This window comes from Plantibacter sp. H53 (assembly GCF_001650455.1).
Classification (GTDB): Bacteria; Actinomycetota; Actinomycetes; order Actinomycetales; family Microbacteriaceae; genus Plantibacter; species Plantibacter flavus_A.
On record NZ_LWCT01000046.1, the window covers coordinates 151985 to 174237 of the forward strand.

At 68.3% G+C, this 22253-nt stretch carries 22 protein-coding genes; 12 read left to right on the forward strand and 10 right to left on the reverse strand.

The window, feature by feature from the left end:
- Window positions 1-73: 73 nt before the first annotated feature.
- Together A4X17_RS15310 and A4X17_RS15315 are read left to right on the forward strand one after the other, a co-directional pair.
- Window positions 74-454 carry a DoxX family membrane protein gene (locus A4X17_RS15310; protein WP_064296521.1) on the forward strand — a complete coding sequence of 127 codons (381 nt, stop codon included), beginning with the start codon at window positions 74-76 and terminating at the stop codon, window positions 452-454.
- Between the two features lie 128 nt (window positions 455-582).
- Window positions 583-798, forward strand: coding sequence for a hypothetical protein (locus A4X17_RS15315; protein ID WP_064296522.1), 216 nt, complete (start codon window positions 583-585; stop codon window positions 796-798).
- Window positions 799-886: 88 nt separating this feature from the next.
- On the opposite strand, the gene nrdF is transcribed toward A4X17_RS15315, so the two are convergent.
- The 4 genes from nrdF to nrdH form a co-directional block, all read right to left on the reverse strand.
- Window positions 887-1861 carry a class 1b ribonucleoside-diphosphate reductase subunit beta gene (gene nrdF, locus A4X17_RS15320; protein WP_056007612.1) on the reverse strand — a complete coding sequence of 325 codons (975 nt, stop codon included), beginning with the start codon at window positions 1859-1861 and terminating at the stop codon, window positions 887-889.
- 188 nt (window positions 1862-2049) lie between these two features.
- On the reverse strand, window positions 2050-4155 hold the full coding sequence (gene nrdE, locus A4X17_RS15325) for a class 1b ribonucleoside-diphosphate reductase subunit alpha (RefSeq protein ID WP_064296589.1): 2106 nt from the start codon (window positions 4153-4155) through the stop codon (window positions 2050-2052).
- Between the two features lie 23 nt (window positions 4156-4178).
- Window positions 4179-4592: a class Ib ribonucleoside-diphosphate reductase assembly flavoprotein NrdI gene (gene nrdI / locus A4X17_RS15330; RefSeq protein WP_064296523.1), complete on the reverse strand. Its 414-nt coding sequence runs from the start codon at window positions 4590-4592 to the stop codon at window positions 4179-4181.
- 84 nt (window positions 4593-4676) lie between these two features.
- Window positions 4677-4910: a glutaredoxin-like protein NrdH gene (gene nrdH, locus A4X17_RS15335; RefSeq protein ID WP_056007615.1), complete on the reverse strand. Its 234-nt coding sequence runs from the start codon at window positions 4908-4910 to the stop codon at window positions 4677-4679.
- Between the two features lie 354 nt (window positions 4911-5264).
- On the opposite strand from nrdH, the gene A4X17_RS15340 reads away from it, so the two are divergent.
- Complete coding sequence (locus A4X17_RS15340; RefSeq protein WP_064296524.1) at window positions 5265-6473, forward strand: MFS transporter; 1209 nt, start codon at window positions 5265-5267, stop codon at window positions 6471-6473.
- 11 nt (window positions 6474-6484) lie between these two features.
- Here A4X17_RS15340 and A4X17_RS15345 read toward each other — a convergent pair whose 3' ends face one another.
- Window positions 6485-7051 (reverse strand): NADPH-dependent FMN reductase, encoded by a 567-nt coding sequence (locus A4X17_RS15345; RefSeq protein WP_064296525.1) that lies wholly within the window; start codon window positions 7049-7051, stop codon window positions 6485-6487.
- Window positions 7052-7099: 48 nt separating this feature from the next.
- On the opposite strand from A4X17_RS15345, the gene A4X17_RS15350 reads away from it, so the two are divergent.
- The 4 genes from A4X17_RS15350 (at window position 7100) to A4X17_RS15365 (ending at window position 11052) form a co-directional block, all read left to right on the forward strand.
- Window positions 7100-7951, forward strand: a complete 852-nt coding sequence (locus A4X17_RS15350; protein ID WP_064296526.1) for an aldo/keto reductase — start codon at window positions 7100-7102, stop codon at window positions 7949-7951.
- Between the two features lie 22 nt (window positions 7952-7973).
- Complete coding sequence (locus A4X17_RS15355; RefSeq protein ID WP_064296527.1) at window positions 7974-8822, forward strand: alpha/beta fold hydrolase; 849 nt, start codon at window positions 7974-7976, stop codon at window positions 8820-8822.
- A gap of 128 nt (window positions 8823-8950) precedes the next feature.
- Window positions 8951-9865 (forward strand): DUF4349 domain-containing protein, encoded by a 915-nt coding sequence (locus A4X17_RS15360; RefSeq protein ID WP_082916215.1) that lies wholly within the window; start codon window positions 8951-8953, stop codon window positions 9863-9865.
- Window positions 9862-11052 (forward strand): acyl-CoA dehydrogenase family protein, encoded by a 1191-nt coding sequence (locus A4X17_RS15365; RefSeq protein ID WP_064296529.1) that lies wholly within the window; start codon window positions 9862-9864, stop codon window positions 11050-11052. Before A4X17_RS15360 ends, A4X17_RS15365 begins: the two co-directional genes overlap by 4 nt.
- Window positions 11053-11079: 27 nt before the next feature.
- On the opposite strand, the gene A4X17_RS15370 is transcribed toward A4X17_RS15365, so the two are convergent.
- The gene (locus A4X17_RS15370; protein WP_064296530.1) at window positions 11080-11358 is read right to left on the reverse strand and encodes a metal-sensitive transcriptional regulator; all 279 of its coding nucleotides are present in this window, start codon (window positions 11356-11358) and stop codon (window positions 11080-11082) included.
- Between the two features lie 83 nt (window positions 11359-11441).
- Here A4X17_RS15370 and A4X17_RS15375 point away from each other — a divergent pair, with 83 nt between their 5' ends.
- Window positions 11442-12719 carry a DUF445 domain-containing protein gene (locus A4X17_RS15375; RefSeq protein WP_064296531.1) on the forward strand — a complete coding sequence of 426 codons (1278 nt, stop codon included), beginning with the start codon at window positions 11442-11444 and terminating at the stop codon, window positions 12717-12719.
- A gap of 12 nt (window positions 12720-12731) precedes the next feature.
- On the opposite strand, the gene A4X17_RS15380 is transcribed toward A4X17_RS15375, so the two are convergent.
- On the reverse strand, window positions 12732-13796 hold the full coding sequence (locus A4X17_RS15380; RefSeq protein WP_064296532.1) for a hypothetical protein: 1065 nt from the start codon (window positions 13794-13796) through the stop codon (window positions 12732-12734).
- Between the two features lie 129 nt (window positions 13797-13925).
- Here A4X17_RS15380 and A4X17_RS15385 point away from each other — a divergent pair, with 129 nt between their 5' ends.
- The 3 genes from A4X17_RS15385 (at window position 13926) to A4X17_RS15395 (ending at window position 16587) form a co-directional block, all read left to right on the forward strand.
- Entirely contained in the window at window positions 13926-15272 is a 1347-nt protein-coding gene (locus tag A4X17_RS15385; protein ID WP_197479102.1) for an MFS transporter, read from the forward strand.
- A gap of 72 nt (window positions 15273-15344) precedes the next feature.
- Window positions 15345-16310, forward strand: coding sequence for an aldose 1-epimerase family protein (locus tag A4X17_RS15390; protein WP_369808466.1), 966 nt, complete (start codon window positions 15345-15347; stop codon window positions 16308-16310).
- 25 nt (window positions 16311-16335) lie between these two features.
- Window positions 16336-16587 (forward strand): hypothetical protein, encoded by a 252-nt coding sequence (locus A4X17_RS15395; RefSeq protein ID WP_064296533.1) that lies wholly within the window; start codon window positions 16336-16338, stop codon window positions 16585-16587.
- Window positions 16588-16649: 62 nt separating this feature from the next.
- Here A4X17_RS15395 and A4X17_RS15400 read toward each other — a convergent pair whose 3' ends face one another.
- Window positions 16650-18110 (reverse strand): serine hydrolase, encoded by a 1461-nt coding sequence (locus tag A4X17_RS15400; protein WP_064296534.1) that lies wholly within the window; start codon window positions 18108-18110, stop codon window positions 16650-16652.
- A 229-nt stretch (window positions 18111-18339) separates the two neighbouring features.
- On the opposite strand from A4X17_RS15400, the gene A4X17_RS15405 reads away from it, so the two are divergent.
- Window positions 18340-19803 (forward strand): MFS transporter, encoded by a 1464-nt coding sequence (locus A4X17_RS15405; protein WP_064296535.1) that lies wholly within the window; start codon window positions 18340-18342, stop codon window positions 19801-19803.
- Window positions 19804-19816: 13 nt separating this feature from the next.
- Here A4X17_RS15405 and A4X17_RS15410 read toward each other — a convergent pair whose 3' ends face one another.
- Together A4X17_RS15410 and A4X17_RS15415 are read right to left on the reverse strand one after the other, a co-directional pair.
- Window positions 19817-20479, reverse strand: a complete 663-nt coding sequence (locus A4X17_RS15410; protein WP_197479103.1) for a MurR/RpiR family transcriptional regulator — start codon at window positions 20477-20479, stop codon at window positions 19817-19819.
- 185 nt (window positions 20480-20664) lie between these two features.
- Entirely contained in the window at window positions 20665-21840 is a 1176-nt protein-coding gene (locus A4X17_RS15415; protein ID WP_064296592.1) for a mechanosensitive ion channel family protein, read from the reverse strand.
- Window positions 21841-22253: the final 413 nt, after the last annotated feature.

Consider the following 22253-nt stretch of genomic DNA (forward strand, 5'->3'; position numbering starts at 1 on the left):
GCACTCGCAACCCGCCGTCGGTCCACCGATCTCCGGATAGCGTGGTGACATCACCATCGTCGAGAGGACCCTCATGGCTGGATCGAAAGCCCGCACCGCCGCACGTCTGCTGCTCGGAGGCGCACTCGTCTTCGCCGGCGTCAGTCACCTGACCTTCGCTCGGAAGGACTTCCAGGCGCAGGTGCCGGAATGGGTCCCGATCGACGAGGACACCACCGTGCTCGCCTCGGGCGTCGTCGAGATCGCCCTGGGTGCGGCACTCGCCTCAGGCGTGAAGCGGACGGCCGTCGGTAACCTCGCCGCGGCGTTCTTCACCGCGATCTTCCCGGGCAACCTCTCCCAGTGGCTCAACCGCCGCGACGCCTTCGGCCTCGACACCGACAGCCGCCGGTTCACCCGCCTCTTCTTCCAGCCCGTGCTCATCGCCTGGGCACTCTGGTCCACCCGACGCTGACCACCCGCCGTCGCTGAGTCGCCCGAATCTGCGCGTTTCCGCGTCGGATTCGAACATCCTCGGGCGAGTCAGCGGCGCACGGCGGCTCTCCGGGTAGTGTCGAGGACACCAGAGCCACAGGGAGAACGATGCTGACGACCGAAGCGACCATGGACGAGCTGCTCGTCGCCGAACCCGTCGAGGCTCCGAGCGCAGGACGCAACGGTGTCGTCAGTCTGGTCGCGCTCGTCGCCATCCTCACGATCGTGGTCACCGCGATCGCGGCGCTCTTCTTCCCCGTCGTCCAGGGCGTGACCGCGTTCTTCTACTTCTTCCTGGCGACCGGCGGTGGCCTCGGCGGCTGACGCCGATACGCGCTCAACGCCTGAGGGCCGGATGGAATCGTGGATTCCATCCGGCCCTCGTGCGTTCAGCGCAGCGACTGCGCGATGACTAGAAGTCCCAGTCCTCGTCTTCCGTGACCACGGCCTTGCCGATCACGTAGGAGGAGCCGGAACCCGAGAAGAAGTCGTGGTTCTCGTCGGCGTTCGGGGAGAGCGCCGACAGGATCGCCGGGTTCACGTCCGTGACCGTCTTCGGGAACATGGCCTCGTAGCCGAGGTTCATGAGCGCCTTGTTGGCGTTGTAGTGCAGGAACTTCTTGACGTCCTCGGTGAGGCCGACCTCGTCGTAGAGGTCCTGCGTGTACTGCACCTCGTTGTCGTAGAGCTCGTAGAGCAGCGAGAACGTGTAGTCCTTGACGTCGTCGCGCTCAGCCTGCGTGAGCTTCTCGAGTCCCTTCTGGAACTTGTAGCCGATGTAGTACCCGTGCACGGCCTCGTCGCGGATGATCAGGCGGATCATGTCGGCCGTGTTGGTGAGCTTCGCGCGGCTCGACCAGTGCATGGGCAGGTAGAAGCCCGAGTAGAAGAGGAACGACTCGAGGAGGGTCGAGGCGGCCTTCCGCTTCAGCGGGTCGTCACCGTGGTAGCGGTCGAGGACGATGGACGCCTTCTTCTGCAGGTTCGGGTTCTCGACCGACCAGCGGAACGCCTCGTCGATCTCCTTCGTGCTGCTGAGCGTGGAGAAGATCGACGAGTAGCTCTTCGCGTGCACCGACTCCATGAACGCGATGTTCGTGTAGACGGCCTCCTCGTGCGGGGTGATCGCATCGGGGATGAGGGCGACGGCGCCGACAGTGCCCTGGATCGTGTCGAGGAGCGTGAGGCCCGTGAACACGCGCATGGTGAGCTGCTGCTCCTGCGGCGTCAGGGTGTTCCACGACTGGACGTCGTTCGATAGCGGGATCTTCTCGGGCAGCCAGAAGTTGTTGACGAGGCGGTTCCAGACCTCGACGTCCTTCTCGTCCTCGATCTTGTTCCAGTTGATCGCCTGGACGCGGTCGACCAGCTTGAGCTTCTCTGACATGAATTGGTGTCCTCTATCGGGAAGTGGGGTTGGCCCTTCGACAGGCTCAGGGACCGGTGGTGCTGATGGCCCTCGACGGACCGGTGGTGCTGATGCCCTTCGACAGGCTCAGGGACCGGGGTCGGGATCAGAGACCGGAACCCCGGTCACTGAGCCTGTCGAAGTGCGATGACGAAGCGCGAAGCTCCTTAGAGCATGCAGCTGACGCAGCCGTCGACTTCCGTGCCCTCGAGCGCGAGCTGGCGGAGACGGATGTAGTAGATGGTCTTGATGCCCTTCTTCCACGCGTAGATCTGCGCCTTGTTGATGTCGCGCGTGGTGGCGGTGTCCTTGAAGAACAGCGTCAGCGACAGTCCCTGGTCGACGTGCTGCGTCGCCGCGGCGTACGTGTCGATGATCTTCTCGGCACCGATCTCGTAGGCGTCCTCGTAGTACTCCAGGTTGTCGTTCGTCATGAACGGAGCCGGGTAGTACACGCGACCGAGCTTGCCTTCCTTGCGGATCTCGATCTTCGACGCGATCGGGTGGATCGACGACGTGGAGTTGTTGATGTAGGAGATCGAACCGGTCGGCGGGACGGCCTGGAGGTTCTGGTTGTAGATGCCGTACTCCTGGATGGACGCCTTGAGGGCCGTCCAGTCCGCCTGCGTCGGGATCTGCACGCCGGCCTGCTCGAAGAGCTCGCGGCCACGAGCCGTCTCGGGCTCCCAGACCTGGTCGATGTACTTGTCGAAGAACTCACCCGACGCGTACTGCGAGTCGGCGAAACCGTCGAAGGTCTCCCCGCGCTCCTTGGCGATGAGGTTCGAGGCACGCAGCGCGTGGAACACCACCGTGTAGAAGTAGATGTTCGTGAAGTCGATGCCCTCGGGGCTGCCGTAGTGCACGCGCTCGCGGGCGAGGTAGCCGTGGAGGTTCATCTGGCCGAGGCCGATGGCGTGCGACTTGTCGTTGCCGTCCTCGATCGAACGCACCGAGGAGATGTGGCTCTGGTCGGACACGGAGGTGAGGCCGCGGATGGCGGTCTCGACCGTGCGACCGAAGTCGGGCGAGTCCATCGTGAGCGCGATGTTCAGCGAGCCGAGGTTGCAGGAGATGTCCTTGCCGATCTCCTTGTACGAGAGGTCCTCGTTGTAGGTGGTCGGCGTGTTGACCTGGAGGATCTCCGAGCAGAGGTTCGACATGTTGATGCGGCCCTTGATGGGGTTCGCCTTGTTCACCGTGTCTTCGAACACGATGTACGGGTAGCCGGACTCGAACTGGATCTCCGCGATGGTCTGGAAGAACTCGCGGGCGTTGATCTTCGTCTTCTTGATGCGGGAGTCGTCGACCATCTCGTGGTACTTCTCGCTCACCGAGATGTCGCCGAAGGGCACGCCGTAGACGCGCTCGACGTCGTACGGGGAGAACAGGTACATGTCCTCGCCCTTCTTCGCGAGCTCGAAGGTGATGTCGGGGACGACGACGCCGAGGGACAGCGTCTTGATCCGGATCTTCTCGTCGGCGTTCTCACGCTTGGTGTCGAGGAAGCGCAGGATGTCGGGGTGGTGTGCGTTGAGGTACACCGCACCGGCGCCCTGACGCGCGCCGAGCTGGTTCGCGTAGCTGAAGGAGTCCTCGAGGAGCTTCATCACGGGGATGATGCCGCTCGACTGGTTCTCGATCTGCTTGATCGGCGCACCGGACTCACGGATGTTCGACAGCGAGAGCGCCACACCACCGCCACGCTTCGAGAGCTGGAGCGCGGAGTTGATGCCGCGGGCGATCGACTCCATGTTGTCCTCGATGCGGAGGAGGAAGCAGGAGACGAGCTCGCCTCGCTGGGCCTTGCCCGAGTTGAGGAAGGTGGGCGTCGCCGGCTGGAACCGACCCGCGATGATCTCTTCGACGAGCGCGACCGCGAGCTGCTGGTCGCCGTCGGCGAGGCCGAGGGCGGTCATGACGACGCGGTCCTCGAACCGCTCGAGGTAGCGCTTGCCGTCGAAGGTCTTCAGCGTGTACGAGGTGTAGTACTTGAACGCGCCGAGGAAGGTCTGGAAGCGGAACTTCTTCGAGTAGGCCAGGTCGTTGAGTTCCTGGATGAAGTCGAACGAGTACTTGTCGAGCACTGCCTGCTCGTAATACTCCTTCTCGACGAGGTAGTCGAGCCGTTCCTTCAGCGAGTGGAAGAAGACGGTGTTCTGGTTGACGTGCTGGAGGAAGTACTCCCGCGCGGCCTCACGGTCCTTGTCGAACTGGATCTCGCCGTTCGGGCCGTAGAGGTTGAGCATCGCGTTGAGCGAGTGGTAGTCCATCTGGCTCGTCGACGGTGCGTCGATCACTGAAACTGGCGCTGCTGCCAAAATGATTCCAATCCATTGTGGACGGTGGTGACATCGTCCTGGGTTCCGAAGAGTTCGAAGCGGTACAGGTGCGGGACCTTGCATTTGCTGGCGATCACGTCGCCGGCGAGCCCGTAGGCCTCGCCGAAGTTCGTGTTGCCGGCGGCGATGACCCCGCGGATCAGGGAGCGGTTGGCCTCCACGTTGAGGAACCGGATCACCTGTTTGGGCACCGCTCCGTCGCCGTTGCCCCCGCCGTAGGTGGGGGTCACGAGGACGTAGGGTGCCGTGGCGTGCACGGCTTCGTCTTTCGCATACAGCGGGATCTGCAACGAGGGCAGGTCGAGCTTCTGCATGAAGCGATGCGTGTTGCCGGAAATGCTGGAGAAGTAGATCAGCCGTGGTTGCACGGGTGGCCTCCTCGTCGACGTCCGGACGGTCGGATGGTGCGGTGCTGCTGGAGCCGGCTCATGATGACGCCTGCGACCGTGGGCTCAAGCCAGACGTGCGGCGAGCTCTTCGATCTTGTCGGGACGGAAGCCCGACCAGTGGTCTTCCTCGGTGATGACGACCGGTGCCTGCAGGTAGCCGAGGGCCTTGACCTGCTCGAGTGCGTTCTCGTCGACCGAGAGGTCGAGGATGTTGTACTCGATGCCCTTGTTGTCGAGTGCGCGGTACGTCGCGGTGCACTGCACGCAACTGGGCTTCGTGTAGACCGTGATTGCCATAGCTCTTCGTGCCTTCCCCTCAAAATCTGGTGATTCCCCGCGGCGTCCTGCGCCGGGGTTCCAATACTACATATAGATGGCGGTCTTCAGGTCGACCACAAGGGCTAGTAGTTACAGCCCTGTAGTTTTCCACCGGGTTCTCCACCGTTTCGGGCGAGTTATCCACCGGTTCTCCACTGGCTACAACACCCCTGGGCGACGCGAAAGTCCCGGATTGACGGCCTTTTCTCCCCCGTCCGAGGGATATCTATCCACAGGCAAAATTCTCCTCCGCACCTCCGACATCCGTTGTCGGTTTGGGCGTGTCGCGGGCGTGTCGCGCGTGTCGGAGCCGGTCCCTAGACTGGTGTCCTTGTGAGCAGCTACCGTGACCTCCTTCGTACCCCCGGCGTCGCCCGGATCATCGCGGCGCAGCTCACCGCACGCTTCCCGTTCGGGATGCTCTCGCTGGCCTTCCTGCTCCACATCGAACAGGTCACCGGGTCCTACGGGGCCGCCGGGCTCGTCCTCGCTGCGACGAGCATCGGGCAGGCGATCGCCGGCCCCCTCACGAGCCGGTGGATGGGCGTCTGGGGCATCCGCAAGGTGCTCCTCCTCACCCTCGCGGTGTGTGCCGTCTCCGTCACGACCATCGCCCTCGTCACCATGACCGTCCCCGCGTACATGGCGGTCGGATTCGTCGCCGGGCTGAGCACCCCGCCCGTCCAGCCCGCGGTCCGCACCATCTACCCGAAGCTCGTCACCTCCCAGCAGCTCACCCCGTTGTTCTCCCTCGACGCCTCGGCCCAGGAGATCATCTGGGTGCTCGGGCCCGTCGTGACCACCTTCGTGTCCACCCAGGTCGGCACGGTCTGGGGCATCGCCCTGGCGGCGGTGATCATGGTCGTCGGCTGCCTGTGGTTCATCTCCTCACCGGAGGTCGGGCGCGTGCGCATCCCGAGGAGCCGTCGCAAGCTCGGGCAGGTGCTCAAGCGCCCGCCGGTCCTCCTCGCCACCCTCGTCGGCTTCCTCCTCATCGGCGCCTGTTCGGCCGTCGAGGCGGGCGTCGTCGCGACCTTCGGGCACGACGGCCTCGAAGCGGGTATCGTCCTCGCGATCTTCTCGGTCGGCTCGCTGGCCGGCGGCCTCGCCCTCGGACACACCCCGATCGGTCCCTACGCGCTGGCGCGCCGCATCTTCATCGTCTTCGCCGGACTCGCCGTCGCGAGCCTCTTCCTCAACGCCTGGTGGCTGTCGGTCACCCTCTTCGTCGCGGGCATCGGCATCGCACCGGCCCTCGCCGTGCTGTTCGCCATCGTCTCGGCGAGCGTGAAGTTCAGCGACACGGCCGAGGCCTACGGCTGGGTCGGCACCGGTCAGCTCATCGGTGCCGCGATGGGGTCGGCGGCGGCCGGCTTCCTCATCGACGGCTCCGGAGCGGTCGGCGCGTTCTGGGTCGCCGGCCTGTTCGCGCTGCTCGGTTTCGTCATCCCCTGGATCGGTCACCGCTGGCACCCCGACCTCCGCGGCCGCGATGCGAGCCCGATCCCCGACACGGAGCCGATCAACACCCACCCGTCCTGAGCCGCCCCGCTTCAGTCGTCGGCGCGCAGCGGCGCGAGGGCCCCGTCGAGTGCGGCCAGTTCGCCCAGCAGCATCGGCAACATCGTCGTCTGGCGGTCGTTGGGCGTGAACACGCCGTCGGCGATCTGTCGTGAGACGTATGGGATCTCCACGTTCGCACCGGTACTGATGAGACCGAGTGCCTGCAGCACGGGCCGAAGGGCGACGACGCCGCGGGTTCCGCCCGACAGCCCGCCGTAGCTGACGATCCCGACCGGCTTCCGCGCCCACTCGTGCATGAGGTAGTCGAGCGCGTTCTTGAGGGCGGGCGCGTAGCTGTAGTTGTACTCGGGCGTCACGAACACGAAGGCGTCCGTCCGGTCGACCCGCTCGCTCCAGGAGATCGTGTGCGGGTGGACGTAGGCACGCTTCCGCGGGTGCGCGGGCTCGTCCATGAACGGCAACGCCAGCTCCCGGAGATCGACCGCGTCGACGGTGAACCGCTCGTCCGTCTCCGCCACGCCGGCGACCCAGTCGGCGACGGCGCCGCCCACCCGCTCGGCACGGACGCTCCCGGTGACGATCATGAGTTGCGGCATGGGCTCCCTTTCGACGGTGACGGTGGCCCTGTCGAGGATACTGGTGCCATGGCAGACAGCACCGCGACCGTCCTCCTCAACGACGGGCACACGATCCCCCAGCTCGGCTTCGGCGTCTACAAGGTCCCGGACCTCGCCAGCACCGAGATCGTGCGGATGGCGCTCGAGGTCGGGTACCGCCACATCGACACCGCCTCGCTGTACGGCAACGAGCGAGGCACCGGCGTCGCGATCCGCGAGTCGGGCATCGCCCGCGACGAGCTCTTCGTCACGACGAAGGTCTGGAACACCGATCAGGGGTACGAGGAGACGCTGCGCGCGTTCGACACGAGCCTCGACCTCCTCGGCCTCGACCACGTCGACCTGTACCTCATCCACTGGCCGGCCCCGGGGCAGGACCGGTACCGCGAGACCTGGCGCGCGCTCGAGCGGTTGCGGGCCGAAGGACGTACGCGTTCCATCGGCGTCTCCAACTTCCACCGCAGCCATCTCGAACGACTCCTGGAGTCGGCGGAGGTCACCCCGGCCGTCAACCAGGTCGAACTCCACCCCTTCCTCCCCCAGCGGGAGTTGCGCGCTGTCAACGCGGCACACGGCATCGCGACGGAGGCCTGGTCGCCGCTCGCCCGCGGCCGCTTCTTCACGCCCGCCGCCGACGGATACGACGCCACCTCCGACCTCGGGGCCATCGCACGGAAGCACGGGCGCACGGTCGCACAGGTGGTGCTGCGCTGGCACCTGCAGCTCGGCAACATCGTCATCCCCAAGTCGGCCACACCGGCGCGGATCGCGGAGAACTTCGCGGTGTTCGACTTCACCCTCGATGCCGACGACCTGGCCGCCATCTCGGCGCTCGAGAACGGCGAGCGCACCGGCACCGACCCGGACCGGCTCGACTGACGCGAGACCGTAGGCTGAACCCATGACCGAGCCCGTCGTCGACACCGCGTCCAGCCTCGCCGCCCGCACGATCACGCCCGTGGAGCTCCCGCGTCACCGCTGGGGTCGTCACGACGCGCCGGCTCGGGCGCTCGTGGTCCACGGACTCGGCAGCAACGGTCCGAGCACCTGGCGCATCTGCGCCGCCCTGGCCGATCGCGGTTGGCTCGTCGAGGCGGTCGACCTCCGCGGCCACGGCGTCGCCCCTCGTGCGCTGGACTACCGGGTCGAGGCCTACGCCGCCGATCTGCTGGCCACCAGGCCGACCCCCGTGCCCGGCGTCGGGCACGCCGCGTGGGACCTCGTCGTCGGACACTCGCTCGGAGGCGCCGCCACCGCGGTCGCCGCCGCAGCGGATCCCCGGTGGGCGGCGGCGGTCGTGCTGCTCGACCCCGCCATCGCGCTCGACGACCACGACGCCGAGATCATCCGCGCCAGCCAGGAGGCCGCCTTCGCCGACAACACGATCGCTTCCGTCCGCGCGAAGAACCCGGAGTGGCACCCACTGGACGTGGAGATCAAGGTCCAGGCGGTGTCCGAGGCGAGCCGGTGGGCGATCGAGCAGACGAGCGAGCAGAACCACCCGTGGGACGTCCGTCCTGCGGCGGCCGCTCTGCGCAACCCGACCTTCGTGATCGCCTCCGACCCGGAGGTGTACAGCCTCTTCCGCGGCGCGCTCGCCGCCGAGGTCCTCGCGAACCGCCAGGTCAGCCTGACGATCGTCCAGGGTGCCGGTCACAACGTGCACCGGGACCGCCCGGCGGAGACCACGAAGGCCATCGGTGATTGGGCCGAGCTGCAACTCGAGCAGCGGGCGCGACGCGAGACCTGATCGCGACCTGTTTCCCACGGTCCCTGCACCGCGGCTCCCTGGGGTGACCCGCGTCGTGAGACCTGATCGTGACCCGCTTCCCAGGGTCCCTGCACCTCCGCGGTGCGACGGCTCCCTAGGGTGATGCCATGAAGCGCTCAGCAGTGATCCGCACCACCACCGTGTTGGTCTCGGTCGTCCTCGTCGGGCTCGTCCTCTCGGGCTGCTCGGCCGGGTCGAGCACCGAGGCCGGCAGCGACTCGCGAGCTGCGATGCCCGCGCCCGGCCAGGTCGCCGGCGACGCGCAGCTCGGCGTCGACGGCGCCGCCTCCCCCGACCTCACGCAACAGCAGGTGGTCACGACCGGTTCACTCACCGTCACCGCTGACGACCCGATCAGCACCGCGACGGACGCCACCCGGATCGTCACCGAGGCGGGCGGGCGCGTCGACAGCCGCGACGAGACTCCGGGCACCTCCGACCAGGCCGCGCAGGCGACCCTGACGGTCCGCCTCCCCGCCGACGACTTCGACGACGTGCTCGCACAGCTGCAGGCACTCGGCACGGTGAACAGCCTCTCCGTGTCCGCGGTGGACGTCACGGCACAGGCCGCCGACCTCGACGCGCGGGTCACCGCCCTCCAGGCCTCCGTCGACCGACTGCTCGGACTCATGGCGGCTTCGACCACGACGGCCGACCTCCTCGCCGCCGAGACCAGCCTGTCCCAGCGGCAGGCGGAACTGGACGGGCTCGTCGCCCAGCGCGACGCGCTCGCCGACCAGGTCGACTTCTCCTCCGTGTTCGTGAGCTTCGTGGCCCCGGGCTCGGTCGCGCCGGGCGTGCCCACCGACTTCTGGGGCGGCGTGGTCGCCGGGTGGAACGCGCTCGTCGCCGCCGCCTCGGGGCTCGTCGTCGTGGTCGGCGTCCTGGTGCCGTGGCTGCTCCCCCTCGCGGTCGTCGCCGCGGTCGTGGTCCTCCTCGTCAGGTCGGGCCGCCGGCGCGCCGCTCGCCGCTCGCCGACACCTGCCACCTCGGCCGGGCCCGATGCGACAATGGACCGGTGACCGCTCAAGCGCAGCACCACCCGTCCGATCGATCGTTCGACCCCGCCTCGATCCTCAGTGACGGGCTCGTCGAGCGCATCCGCGAACGTGCCGCCGTGGCGGACCGTGAGAACGCCTTCTTCGACGAGGACCTCGCCGAGCTGCGAGCGTGCGGCTATCTCCGGGTGTTCGTCCCCGAGGAGTTCGGCGGCCTCGGCCTCGGTCTGAGCGAGGTCACGCTGCTCCAATCCCGGCTCGCCACCGCCGCCCCGGCGACCGCCCTCGCGATCAACATGCACCTCGTGTGGACGGGTGTCGCTCGACTGCTCCACACTCGAGGAGACGACTCGCTCCGCTTCGTCCTCGAGGGAGCGGCCGGGGACGAGCTCTACGCGTTCGGCGTGAGCGAGGCGGGCAACGACCTCGTGCTCTTCGGATCCGACACCGAAGCCCGTCCGGGCCCCGACGGTTCCTATCGGTTCCACGGCCGGAAGATCTTCACCTCGTTGTCACCCGCGTGGACGTGGCTGGGGACGACCGGGCTCGACACGACCTCGGCCGACGGTCCGAAGGTCGTCTACGGCTTCATCGAGCGCTCGCGCGGCGGGTTCGAGATCCTCGACGACTGGGACACCGTCGGGATGCGCGCCAGCCAGAGTAGGACGACCCTGCTCCAGGGGGCCGAGTCGACGGCGGAACACATCGTCCGACGCCTCGACCCGGGGCCCAACCCGGATCCCATCGTCTTCGGGATCTTCGCCTGCTTCGAGACCCTCATCGCCGCCGTGTACACGGGCATCGGCGAACGCGCCCTTCGGCTCGCGGTCGAGACCGCCCACCGGAAGACGTCGAAGAAGGCCGGTGGCGCGAGGTACGCGGCGGACCCCGACATCCGCCGTCGGATCGCGGCGGCCGCCATCGCGTACGACGGCATGCTGCCGCAGCTCGCCGGCATCGCCCGGGACCTCGATGACGGCGTCGACCACGGCGCGCTCTGGTTACCGAAGCTCGTCGGGCTCAAGGTCCGCGCGACGGAGACCGCCCGCGAGGTCGTGGATCAGGCGATCCGGGTCGCCGGCGGCGGCAGCTACTTCGCCGCGAGCGAATTGGGCCGGCTGTACCGCGACGTCCTCGCCGGGATGTTCCATCCCTCCGACGACGAGTCCGCCCACGCCACCGTCGCGAACGCCTGGCTCGGGCCCGTGTGACGGCTCGGGCCGACCTGAAGGCGCGGCTCAGCCGCGGTTGTTGCTGAGCTCGAAGATCCGCAGGAGCTCGCCGACCGCGGCGTCCTTGCTGTCCCCGCCCTCCTCGAACATCTGCGTGACGTGCGTCAGCAGGTGGTTCTCGACGAGCAGTTTGTTGAGCGATCCCAGCGACTTCTGGATGGCGAGCGACTGCGTGATGATGTCCATGCAGTAGTCCTCGTTCTCGATCATCTTCTCGAGGCCACGCATCTGGCCCTCGAGGATCTTCGTCCGGTGCAGGGCCCGCTTCTTGATGTCTTCGATCACCGGCTCAGGGTACCACCAGGGGGTACGGCGCCCTCCTGCTCCGTCGGACCGGAGGACACGGTCGACGAGCCTAGGATGGGCGGATGACGAGCTCCCCCACACTCGAACTCACCGCCGCCGATGCGGACCGTGCGCGAGCCCTGCGATCGATGAAACGCCTCGCCACCGGATTGCTCCTCGTCATGGCGGTCATCTTCGCCGTCGCGTTCGCGCTCGAGGGGCGCTACCCGTGGTTGGCGTACGTCAGGGCCGCCTCCGAGGGCGGCATGGTCGGGGCGCTCGCGGACTGGTTCGCCGTCACCGCCCTCTTCCGGCACCCGCTCGGCATCCCGATCCCCCACACGGCGATCATCCCGAAGCGCAAGGACGAGATCGGCGTCAGCCTCGGCGAGTTCGTGGAGACCAACTTCCTCTCCGAAGAGGTCGTGCGGCAGAAGCTCGCGTCCGTCTCCGTCTCCGAGAAGCTCGGCGGCTGGTTGTCCGAGCCCGCGAACGCCGAGCGGGTCACCGCCGAGGGGTCCATCGCGGTGCGGGGTCTCCTGGAGACGCTGTCCGACGACGACGTCCGCGAGGTCATCGAGGCACTGGCGTCCAAACACCTCATCGACCCGCAGTGGGCCCCGAACATCGGCCGTTGGGTCGAGCACATCGTCGGCGTGGGCGCGCACCACGACGCGGTCGACCTCCTCCTCGACCGCACAGGTGAGTGGCTGAGCACGAACCCGAAGGCGTTCGAGCGCCTGGTCTCGAGCCGTCTGCCGACCTGGGTGCCGTCCTTCGTCGACCGGCTCGTGGACGACAAGCTCTACCGTGAGGCCGTGTCCTTCGTCCAGGCCGTCCGCGCGGACCCCGACCACCAGCTCCGTCATGCCCTCGACGGGTATCTCGGCGAGCTCGCGGAGCAGCTGCAGCACGACGACGCGACCATCACCCGCTTCGAGAACGCCAAACACGAGGTCATCGACAGTCCTCGCGTCCGGGAGGTCGCCGGTAAGACGTGGACGGCCGCGAAGAGCGCGTTCCTCGAGGCACTCGACGCCCCCGACAGCGACCTCCGCGTGCGGATCTCCGGCACCATCGCGGACTTCGGCCGGCGGCTGTCGACGGATCGAGCGTTCTCCACCCGCGTCGACACCCGCGTCGCGGACGCACTGTCCTACGTCGTCACCCGCTACCGGCACGACATCGCGAGCATCATCACCGAGACCGTTGAGCGCTGGGACGCCCGGGAGACGACCCAGAAGATCGAGCTGCTCGTCGGACGCGACCTGCAGTTCATCCGCTTGAACGGCACCATCGTCGGCGCGCTCGCCGGCCTCGCGATCTTCACGGTCGCGCAGGCGGTCCTCCGCGCGTTCTGACGACGGGACCGGTCAGCGCTTCGGGAGCAGCTCCACGGAGATGAGGTTCACGACGTCGCTTGCGAGCAGGTCGAGCGACCCCTGGTCTTTGCACGTGAAGGTGAAGACGACGAGGATCCCCATCTTCGTGAGCGACCGGACGCCCCAGTACGTGCGCTCCCCCGAGGGCTGCGTCCACGACAGGACCCGGAACTCGATGAGGCCCCCACCGCTGTTGTAGTTCAGTTGCTCCGTCGTGCCGTCCGCTTTGACGTAGTCGGCCCCGACGTACTTCGCCATGTAGGCGTCGCTCGACTTCTCGTCGTCTCCGACCGCGATCTCGTCAGGCGTCAGCGCGATGTTGCCGAGTCCGACGTCGCAGGAGGTCGCCGCGTTCCGGTAGATCTCGACGCCGTTCCGGTCCGGACCGATCGCCGCCCAGGACGAATCCAGGTCGTTCGTCAGGTAAGCCGTCCATTCGGCGGGGACGTCCTGCCCGGCCGCGAAGTCGAGGTCGGGCGGGATGGAGACATAGGTCTTCGTCGGCTCCGGCGTCGAGTCCGTCTCCGTGGGCGTCGGAGAAGCGGTCTTCGTCGGGGTGGCCGAGCGGGTGGGGCTCGGATCCGCGACAGGTGCGCCACCCTGCGAGAGGACGAGGGCGACGACGGTGATGATCGCCGCCAACACGAGCGGGACACCGACGGCGAGGGCGATGATGAGCCCCGTCCGCTTGCGCTTCGGGGCGCCCGGAGGCGGCGGCTGCTGGCCGAACCCGGGCGGCCCCTGCGGTGGCTGCTGCTGGTACGGGTTCTGCTGCGGTGGCTGCTGCTGTCCGCCGTACGGGTTCTGCTGCTGGCCATAGGGGTTCTGCTGGTACGGGTTCTGCTGCCCGCCATACGGGTTCTGCGGGTACGGGTTCTGCTGCTGACCGTACGGGTTCTGCTGCTGCGGTCCCTGCCGGTACGGCGGCTGCTGTGGTTGCCCGCCATACGGCTGCTGCTGCTGCTGACCATACGGCTGCTGCGGCTGCTGACCTGTCGGCCACTGCGGCGGGCGTCCGTCAGGCTGCTGGGGGTCGGGAGGCGGTGCATCGGTCACGGGAGTGGCCTTTCGACGGAACGGCGGGCGGAGCGGGTGAACTGCCCGGCCGCACGCCTGCAGTTCGTGCCGTCAGCCTATCTGCGACGGACCGACGCCGGTGGGCACATCCTGCACCAGAATGGTGACGTGTCCACCGCCCCCACCACACCCCGCACCCGCAGCGAGCGCCTCGACGCGCTCCCGTTCACCAAGGCCCACGGGCGACTGCTCGTCGGTTCCGGCGTCGGCTGGGCCCTCGACGCCATGGACGTCGGACTCGTGTCCTTCGTGCTCGCCCAGCTCGCCGTCCAGTGGCAGCTCGGGAACACGGAGCTCTCCTGGATCGCCTCAGCCGGGTTCCTCGGCATGGCCATCGGTGCGACGCTCGGCGGTCTGCTCGCCGACCGGGTCGGTCGACGCCACGTCTTCGCGATCACACTCCTCGTGTTCGGCATCGCGACGGGCGCGTCGGCCCTGGCCTGGGGACTCGGCGTGCTCATCGTGCTGCGGTTCATCGTCGGCCTCGGACTCGGCGCCGAGCTGCCCGTCGCCTCGACCCTCATGAGCGAGTTCGCCCCGCCACGGATCCGCGGGCGGATCATCGTGTTCCTGGAGGCGTTCTGGGCCGTCGGGTGGATCGCCGCCGCCCTCATCGGCTACCTGGTCGTGCCGACGAGCGACGACGGGTGGCGCTGGGCGCTCGCCATCGGTGCATTGCCCGCGGTCTACGCGGCCATCGTGCGGACGCGTCTCCCGGAGTCGGTGCGCTTCCTCGAGTCGCGTGGGCGCCACCGCGAGGCAGAAGCGGTCGTCCGCGAGTTCGAGGCATCGGCCGGCGTCGCCCACCCGGAGACCGCTGATGAGACCACCACCGACACCCCTGTCAGCACCGGCCCCTCCGCCGGCGAGCGCCTCCGTGGACTGTGGGTGGCCACGCACCGCCGCGACACCGGTTCGCTCTGGATCGTGTGGTTCTGCGTCAACTTCTCCTACTACGGCGCGTTCATCTGGATCCCGACGATCCTCGTCGACTCCGGGTTCTCCCTCGTCCGGTCCTTCGGTTTCACCCTGATCATCACCCTCGCCCAGATCCCGGGCTACGCCGTCTCGGCGTGGTTGATCGAGGCCTGGGGCCGGAAGCAGACCCTCGCGACCTTCCTGGCGGGCTCCGCGGTGTCGGCGGTCCTGTTCGGCACGGCGACGACCGAACCGATGATCATCGTGTTCGGCATGTGTCTGTCCTTCTGCAACCTCGGCGCCTGGGGCGCCCTGTACGCGACGACCCCGGAGCTGTATCCGACGGCGCTCCGTGCGACCGGGGCCGGGTGGGCCGCCGGTATCGGCCGCATCGCCTCGATCATCGCCCCGCTGTCGGTTCCGGTGCTCCTCCTCGCAGGACAGGCCCTGCTCTTCTCCGTGTTCGCCGCCTTCTTCGTCGTCGCCGCGGTCGCCGCACTGTTCCTCTCGGACATGCGCGGCCGCTCGCTCGACTGAGCCGCGTCCCACCGCCCGACCCGCACCGCCAGTCGGCGGGGTCGGTCGGCGTCGATGCGACAGAATGGGGCCGTGATCGAATCCACCAGCGCCGTCTCCCCGTCCGCCTCCGTCGACCGACGTCCGATCTCGGGACGACGGGTCGATCTCGAGCACGGTGCGTACACCGCGTCGATCGCCTCGGTCGGTGCCTCATTGCGGTTCCTGCGGCACGACGGCCGAGACCTCGTGGTCCCGTTCGACGCCGAGGATGTCCGTCCTGCGTTCCGCGGCGCCATGCTCGCCCCGTGGCCCAACCGCGTCGTCGACGGCCGGTACACCTTCGCCGGCGTCGACCACCAGCTCGCACTCACGGAACCCGCTCGCGGTCACGCCCTCCACGGGCTCGCCGCCTGGTCGGAGTGGGACCTCGTGTCGTCGAGCGCGGCGTCAGCGGCGTTCCGCGTGGTCATCGAGGCGCAGGAGGGCTATCCGTTCCGCGTCCAGGTCACCGCGACCTACACGCTCGACGACGACGGACTCCGCACCGACGTCGAGGCGCTGAACCTCGGCGACGTCGACGCACCCTACGGCACCGGACCGCACCCGTACCTCGTCGCGGGCGAGGGCCGTGTCGACGACTGGACGCTCGAACTGCCCGCCGCCGAGGTGCTCACCGTCACGCCGGACCGGCTCATCCCGGTCTCGCTGGAGCCGGTCGACACGGAGGCGACGGAGCACTTCGACTTCCGGTCACCCCGGACCATCGGCGACACCTTCATCGATCACGCGTACACGACGCTCGATCGCGACGTCGACGGCCGGGTCACGGTGCGCGTGACGACGCCATCCGGCAGCGGCGTCGCCGTGCACTGGGGTGACGGTCTGCCCTGGGTCCAGGTGCACACGGCCGATCAGCCCGTCGCGGAGCTCAACCGACTGGGGCTCGCCATCGAACCGATGACCTGCCCACCCGACGCCTTCTCGACCGGGACCGACCTCGTCGTCCTGGCTCCCAATACACCACACCGGGTGTCCTGGACCATCGCAGCACTCTGACAGTCGTCGGGGCTAGGCTGGCGACATGTCACAGACTCTTGCGAAACTCACCGGCGGCCCGCTCGACAGCGAGATCATCCCGCTCGAAGACGGTCAGGACGGCGAGCTCGTCCTGCCCTACGGCGAAGGCCAGCTCATCTACCGTCCCGTCGGCGAAGCGACGAACACCGGCGACCACGACGGCCCGACGACGGCCGACTACGAGTACGTCGAATCGACGGAGGACATCTCCCCGACGAACCGCAACGGCAACGGTGACGACGACTCGATCGGCTGAACCGAACCACCCTGTTCCACCTGAACGCCGGTAGCTGAGCCTCAGCTGCCGGCGTTCGGCGTTCACACCCCCTGGTCGTCGACCGTCACCGTGAAAGTCTGGACCCGGAGCGGGAGCACGGGTGTCATCCGGACCTCCAGGCGGAGGCGGCCCTCCGTCCCCTCGACGAACCAGACCAGGTGGTCCGGCGAATCGCAGATCGGCGTCGCACGTCCCGAAGCCACCTCGGCGATGCCACCGACGGCGGTGACAGCGGCGTCGACCGCCTCGCGTCGCTCGTCCAGCGGTCGGTCGAGGGCGACGTTCTCGGCGAACAGCGACGCGGCGACGCGGTCGTCCCAATGCGACAGCAGCCCGGTCGCGGTCATGGACGCCACGAGGGTCTCCGGCCAGGGGCGGATCGCCGGTTCCAGCAGCTCGCCGGCGGCCTGGGCTCCCGCGATCGCCAGCCGCAAGGCCTGTTCGGCGGGCTTCGCCACGGCCGCGTAGCCGGCGTTCTCGAAGGCGACGACGCCGAACCCCGATGTCGGGTGCCACCGCATGTGGGCGCTGTAGCCGGGGTAGCCGCCCGAGTGCGAGACGAGCGTCCCGAGGTCGGGGTCCTCCTCGACGAAGAGGCCGAAGCCGTAGCCGAGCGCAAGTCTCGGCGGCACGCCGTCGAGCGTGGGCCGCGACGGAGCCAGCCGGTGCAGTTGCTGCATCTCGCGGCGGCTGGCGCTCGACAGCGGTCCGGTCTCGTCCCCGGTCCAGGCGCCGTCGAGCCAGCGCACCCATCCGATCAGGGTGGAGGCCGAGGCGAAGAGCCCGCCGATCGAGGAGAAGACCCCGGGCCCGGAGAACGGGACCTCGACGAATCGGCCGTCCTCATCGACGGCCCGTTCGCGGCGGACACGATGACCGGTCGCCGTGACCGCCCCGTCGCCCTCGGGTCGCTCGAACACGGCGCCGAGCCCGAGCGGCTCCAGCAGGAGCGAGGTCACCGCGTCGATGTAGGAGCCACCGGTCACACGCTCGATGACCTGCCCGAGCAACGCGTAGCCGAGGTTCGAGTAGGAGAAGGCCGTCCCGGGTGTCGTGACGCATCGGACGCCGCGCACGAGCAGCCGCCGGAACTCGTCCACGGTGATCGACTCCTGGCGGTCACCCCACGGATCGTCCGTTCCGAGCCCACCCGACATCGTCAGGAGCATCCGTACGGTCGGCCGGACGGCGATGCCGTCAGGGAGCACCGGCGTGAACTCCGGCACGAACCCGTCCACCGGCGCGTCCAGATCGAGGCGGCCGGCGTCGCGGAGGATGAGGAGCACGGCGGCGGTGAAGCTCTTCGTGCAGGAGGCGATGCGGAACAGCGTGTCGGCGTCGGGCACCGGACCGCCCACGGTGACTCCGCCGAACCCCTGCTCGAACCGGACCCGCTCGCGGTCGAACACGGCGACGTACGATCCCGGGGCGACGCCGGAGCTGATCCGGTCCTGGAAGACCCGTGTGATGTCCGTCTCGGTGCTGTCCTCGACCAGGTGCATGCCGCCTCCTCCTCGACGGCCCTCGGCAGCCGTCCGCGATCTCGTCGCGCTTCGAGCGTACGACCATTCCGCGCCACGGGGCGCCATCGCACGGGGTGCCGGGCGTAGGGTGCTCCTCCGCCAGGACGAAGTCAAGGGGCACCGATCAGCGACGTCCGATGCCCGCCGCGGGAGTAGCGTCATCTCCCGGATCGACCGTCGACGGGACGGCCGTGGAAGGAGCCATTCCATGTCGAACACGTCGACCTCCGGGCAACCGGCCCCGGTGCGGAGCCTCGTCCCCGCCAGGATGGACCGACTGCCGTGGACCCGGTTCCACTGGATGATCGTCGTCGGTCTCGGCTTCTCGTGGGTGCTCGACGGCCTCGAGATCCAGATCGTCGCCTCCGCCGGATTCCAGAAGTCGCTGGGGCTGTCGGCGGCGGAGGTCGGCCTCCTCGGGACGATCTACCTGCTCGGCCAGGTGACGGGAGCCCTCGTCTTCGGCCGCATGGCGGACCGCCTCGGCCGCAAGAAGCTCTTCATCCTGACCCTCGCGATCTACCTCGTCGCGAGTGGCATCGCCGGCCTGTCCCCCACGTTCTGGTTCCTCGCCATCTTCCGGTTCTTCGCCGGCATGGGCATCGGCGGCGAGTACGCGGCGATCAACTCGGCCATCGACGAGCTCATCCCGTCGAAGTACCGCGGGCACGTCGACATCGCCATCAACGGCACCTACTGGGGCGGCGCCGCCCTCGGATCGGCCGCGAACCTCTTCCTGCTGAACACCGACTACTTCGCGGAGGACGTCGGCTGGCGTATCGGGTTCTTCATCGGGCCGGTCCTCGGCCTCGCCATCATCTTCCTGCGACGCCACATCCCCGAGAGTCCGCGCTGGCTCATGACGCACGGTCGGGAACAGGAGGCGGAGGCAACGGTCGACGACATCGAGGCGACCGTCCGCAAACAGGGCGGGACGATCGAGCCGGTCGACGAGTCGAAGGCGCTCACGGTGCAGGCCCAGGGCCACATCCCGATCCGGACCATCTTCGGCGTCCTCTTCTCGAAGTACCCGAAGCGCACCTTCGTCGGCCTCGCGATGATGATCACGCAGTCGTTCCTGTACAACGCGATCTTCTTCACCTACGCGCTCGTGCTGCAGAACTTCTACGGCACGAGCCCCTCGTCGACGCAGTACTACTTCTTCCCCTTCGCGATCGGCAACCTGCTCGGCCCACTCCTCCTCGGCAGGCTGTTCGACACCTGGGGTCGTCGCCAGATGATCTTCCTCACCTACGGCGTCTCGGGGGCGGTCCTGGCCGTGTCTGCGGTGCTCTTCAACGCCGGTGCGCTCGACGCGACGACGCAGACGATCTTCTGGTGCGTCTCGTTCTTCTTCGCCTCCGCCGGCGCGTCCAGCGCCTACCTGACCGTGAGCGAGATCTTCCCGCTCGAGCTCCGCAGCCAGGTGATCGGCTATTTCTTCGCGATCGGACAGATCGCGGGTTCGGTCGCGCCCCTGCTGTACGGGATCCTGATCGGCGACGGCACCGACCGTGGGCCGCTCACCGTCGGATACTTCGTCGGCGCCGGCGTGATGATCCTCGGCGGGTTGGTCGCCCTCATCTTCGGGGTCGACGCCGCGCGGAAGTCCCTCGAGGACATCACGGAACCCTTGTCGATCGTGCGCGAGGGGAAGGGTTCGGGCAGCTGAGCCCGGTCCGCGCTCAGCCCTCGTCGGAGACGTAGACCCCGAGCGTCTCGGCGAGGCGCTCCCGCTCCACCGCCCGTCGCCCGGCGCCCTTGGCGCTGGCCGTCGTGAGCGTGGCGAGGACGTGCAGGGTGAGCGCGATCCCGATCGAGGAACTCGGGTGTCCGTCCTCGGCACGGCCGAGGACGATCGTCTCGTCGGCGTACGGGGTCAACGGGGCGTCCGGGGCGTCGGTGATGAGCACGAGGCTGCCTCCCGCCTCGGCGAACGGGACGACGGAGTCGATCGTGTACTTCCGGTACCGCTGCAGCGACACGGCGATCATGACGTCGCTTGTCCGCACGTCGCTGAGGACGTCGAGGGGACGCACGATGGTCCCGTCGATGAGTGTGACGTTCGCGAGGCCGTAGCTGAGGTCTGCGGCGAGGAGGGACGCGTAGGTGAACGACTTCGACGCCCCGATGAGGAAGCGTCGCCGAGCGGAGACGATGAGGGCCGCTGCGCGTTCGAGGGCGCCGTCCGCCTTCGCCGAGGCGAGGGACTCCTCGAACTGCTTGCGTTCCTGCTCGAGGAGTCGGTGCTTGAGGACGGACGCGGAGCGTCGTTCGAGACGCTGCTCCGGGCGTTCGCCGGGGACGGCGGTGTCCTCATCGGTGAGGAAGAGGGTGTCGTCGTTCACGCGCGGTCTCCTTCGCATGCCGTCGCCGGGGTTCGGGCCGGCGCCGTCCGTTCACGTCGGCAGCAGCGCCGACGGCCCGCCGGCAGGTCACCCGGCGAGGTTCCCTTGATGGTAGCGATGGGAAGCGCATACAGGATCGCCGGAACGACAACGATTCGGTGCACACGCGTCCGGCCGCGCGACGGTCAGCGTTCGGGTTCGTCGTCCAGGTCGGGCAGGGTGATCGACGACGTGAAGAGGCTCGCGCGCTGTTCGGCCTCGGCACTGCCGCTGAACAGCCCGACCGGCTCGGTCACCGGACCGCCGCGCTTCGGTTCCGGACGAGGCTCCTGCTCGACCATCTGCACCCGGTTGCGCGGGATCGCCGACGGGTTCTGCGCGAGGATCCACTCGACCATCTGCTCGCGTACGAGGCATCGGAGGTCGAAGAGGGTCGGTGCGTCCACCGCGGTGACGAGGATGCGGATGCGCACGTAGCCGCCGACGGCGTCCGTGACCTGCAGCACCTGCGCCCGGCCGTCCCAGAGGTCGGTGCGGTCGAGGATGCGCTCCAGCTCGGTCCGCATGACCGCGGGGCTCACCCACCAGTCGAGGTCGAACTCGACCGACCCGAGCAGCTCGCTCGTGTTCCGCGTCCAGTTCTGGAAGGGCGTGGAGGTGAAGTAGGTGGAGGGGAGCACCATGCGGCGGTCGTCCCAGATGCCGACGACGACGTAGGTGAGGGTGATCTCCTCGATCCGGCCCCACTCCCCTTCGACGATGACGACGTCGTCGACCCGGATCGCGTCGCTGAAGGCGAGCTGGATCCCGGCGAACACGTTCCCGAGTACGGACTGCGCCGCGAGGCCGGCGACGATGCTCACGACACCGGCGGAGGCCAGCACGCTCGCCCCGACGCCCTGGACGCCGGGGAACGTCAGGAGGATCGACGCGACACCGACGATGACGACGACCGCGATCGCCAACCGACGGACGAGCGCGAGCTGCGTCTGCATGCGGCGGGCGACCTTGTTGTTCGGGACGTCGATGCGGTACCGGGCCTGGCCGAGCCCGATGACGAAGGCGAGCAGCGCGGCGACCAGCCATGTGGCCGCGGCGATGACCGCGATCCGGAAGGTCTGGTCGACGAACCCGCGAGTGTTCTCATCGGGGAGCGTCGCCGCCACCGCCAGCCATACCGCCACGAGGATCACGAGCGCTCGGAAGGGGTGACGGGCACTCCCGGCGAGCGCTCCCGGCCACTCGCTCCGTCGCGCCGCCATCCGGAAGGAGACCGACACGATCACGATGACGACGAGCGCTGCGATCAGCGCTATCCCGGCCGCTGCGGCGACACCCCACCAGCTCTGCCAAACGAACATCCATGCCTCCTCGAGTCGGTCGTGCACCATGTGTTCCTCCGCCGACCGATGCCGTACGGCGCAAGCGTCCAGCGTAGGGGCGGGTGCAAGCCGGGCTCGACCGCTTGCGCGGCCTGCCACGAACCTCTCAGGCCGTGCACCCACCCGGGAGTGCCACGCCCGAGCGCCCTTCGACAGGCTCAGGGGCCGGAACACCCAGGCACGCCTCGCCCGGTCGCTGAGTCTGCGCGACCCGGCTGCCCTTCGACAAGCTCAGGGACCAGAGCCTTCCGGACTCACCCACACACGGTCGCCGAACCTGTCGAAGTGCACCTCTCCCGGTCGCTGAGCCCGTCCTCCCCGGTCACTGAGTCGGTCGAAGTGCCCACGACGACGCCTCACCACGCCAAGCACACCTCTCCCGGTCACTGAGC

Excerpts from the sequence above, each read along its gene's own strand:
- A4X17_RS15310 (WP_064296521.1), top strand. The coding sequence starts at position 74 with ATGGCTGGATCGAAAGCCCGCACCGCCGCACGTCTGCTGCTCGGAGGC.
- A4X17_RS15315 (WP_064296522.1), top strand. The coding sequence starts at position 583 with ATGCTGACGACCGAAGCGACCATGGACGAGCTGCTCGTCGCCGAACCC.
- nrdF (WP_056007612.1), bottom strand. The coding sequence starts at position 1,861 with ATGTCAGAGAAGCTCAAGCTGGTCGACCGCGTCCAGGCGATCAACTGG.
- nrdE (WP_064296589.1), bottom strand. The coding sequence starts at position 4,155 with ATGGACTACCACTCGCTCAACGCGATGCTCAACCTCTACGGCCCGAAC.
- nrdH (WP_056007615.1), bottom strand. The coding sequence starts at position 4,910 with ATGGCAATCACGGTCTACACGAAGCCCAGTTGCGTGCAGTGCACCGCG.
- A4X17_RS15345 (WP_064296525.1), bottom strand. The coding sequence starts at position 7,051 with ATGCCGCAACTCATGATCGTCACCGGGAGCGTCCGTGCCGAGCGGGTG.
- A4X17_RS15350 (WP_064296526.1), top strand. The coding sequence starts at position 7,100 with ATGGCAGACAGCACCGCGACCGTCCTCCTCAACGACGGGCACACGATC.
- A4X17_RS15355 (WP_064296527.1), top strand. The coding sequence starts at position 7,974 with ATGACCGAGCCCGTCGTCGACACCGCGTCCAGCCTCGCCGCCCGCACG.
- A4X17_RS15360 (WP_082916215.1), top strand. The coding sequence starts at position 8,951 with ATGAAGCGCTCAGCAGTGATCCGCACCACCACCGTGTTGGTCTCGGTC.
- A4X17_RS15375 (WP_064296531.1), top strand. The coding sequence starts at position 11,442 with ATGACGAGCTCCCCCACACTCGAACTCACCGCCGCCGATGCGGACCGT.
- A4X17_RS15395 (WP_064296533.1), top strand. The coding sequence starts at position 16,336 with ATGTCACAGACTCTTGCGAAACTCACCGGCGGCCCGCTCGACAGCGAG.
- A4X17_RS15400 (WP_064296534.1), bottom strand. The coding sequence starts at position 18,110 with ATGCACCTGGTCGAGGACAGCACCGAGACGGACATCACACGGGTCTTC.
- A4X17_RS15405 (WP_064296535.1), top strand. The coding sequence starts at position 18,340 with ATGTCGAACACGTCGACCTCCGGGCAACCGGCCCCGGTGCGGAGCCTC.
- A4X17_RS15415 (WP_064296592.1), bottom strand. The coding sequence starts at position 21,840 with ATGTTCGTTTGGCAGAGCTGGTGGGGTGTCGCCGCAGCGGCCGGGATA.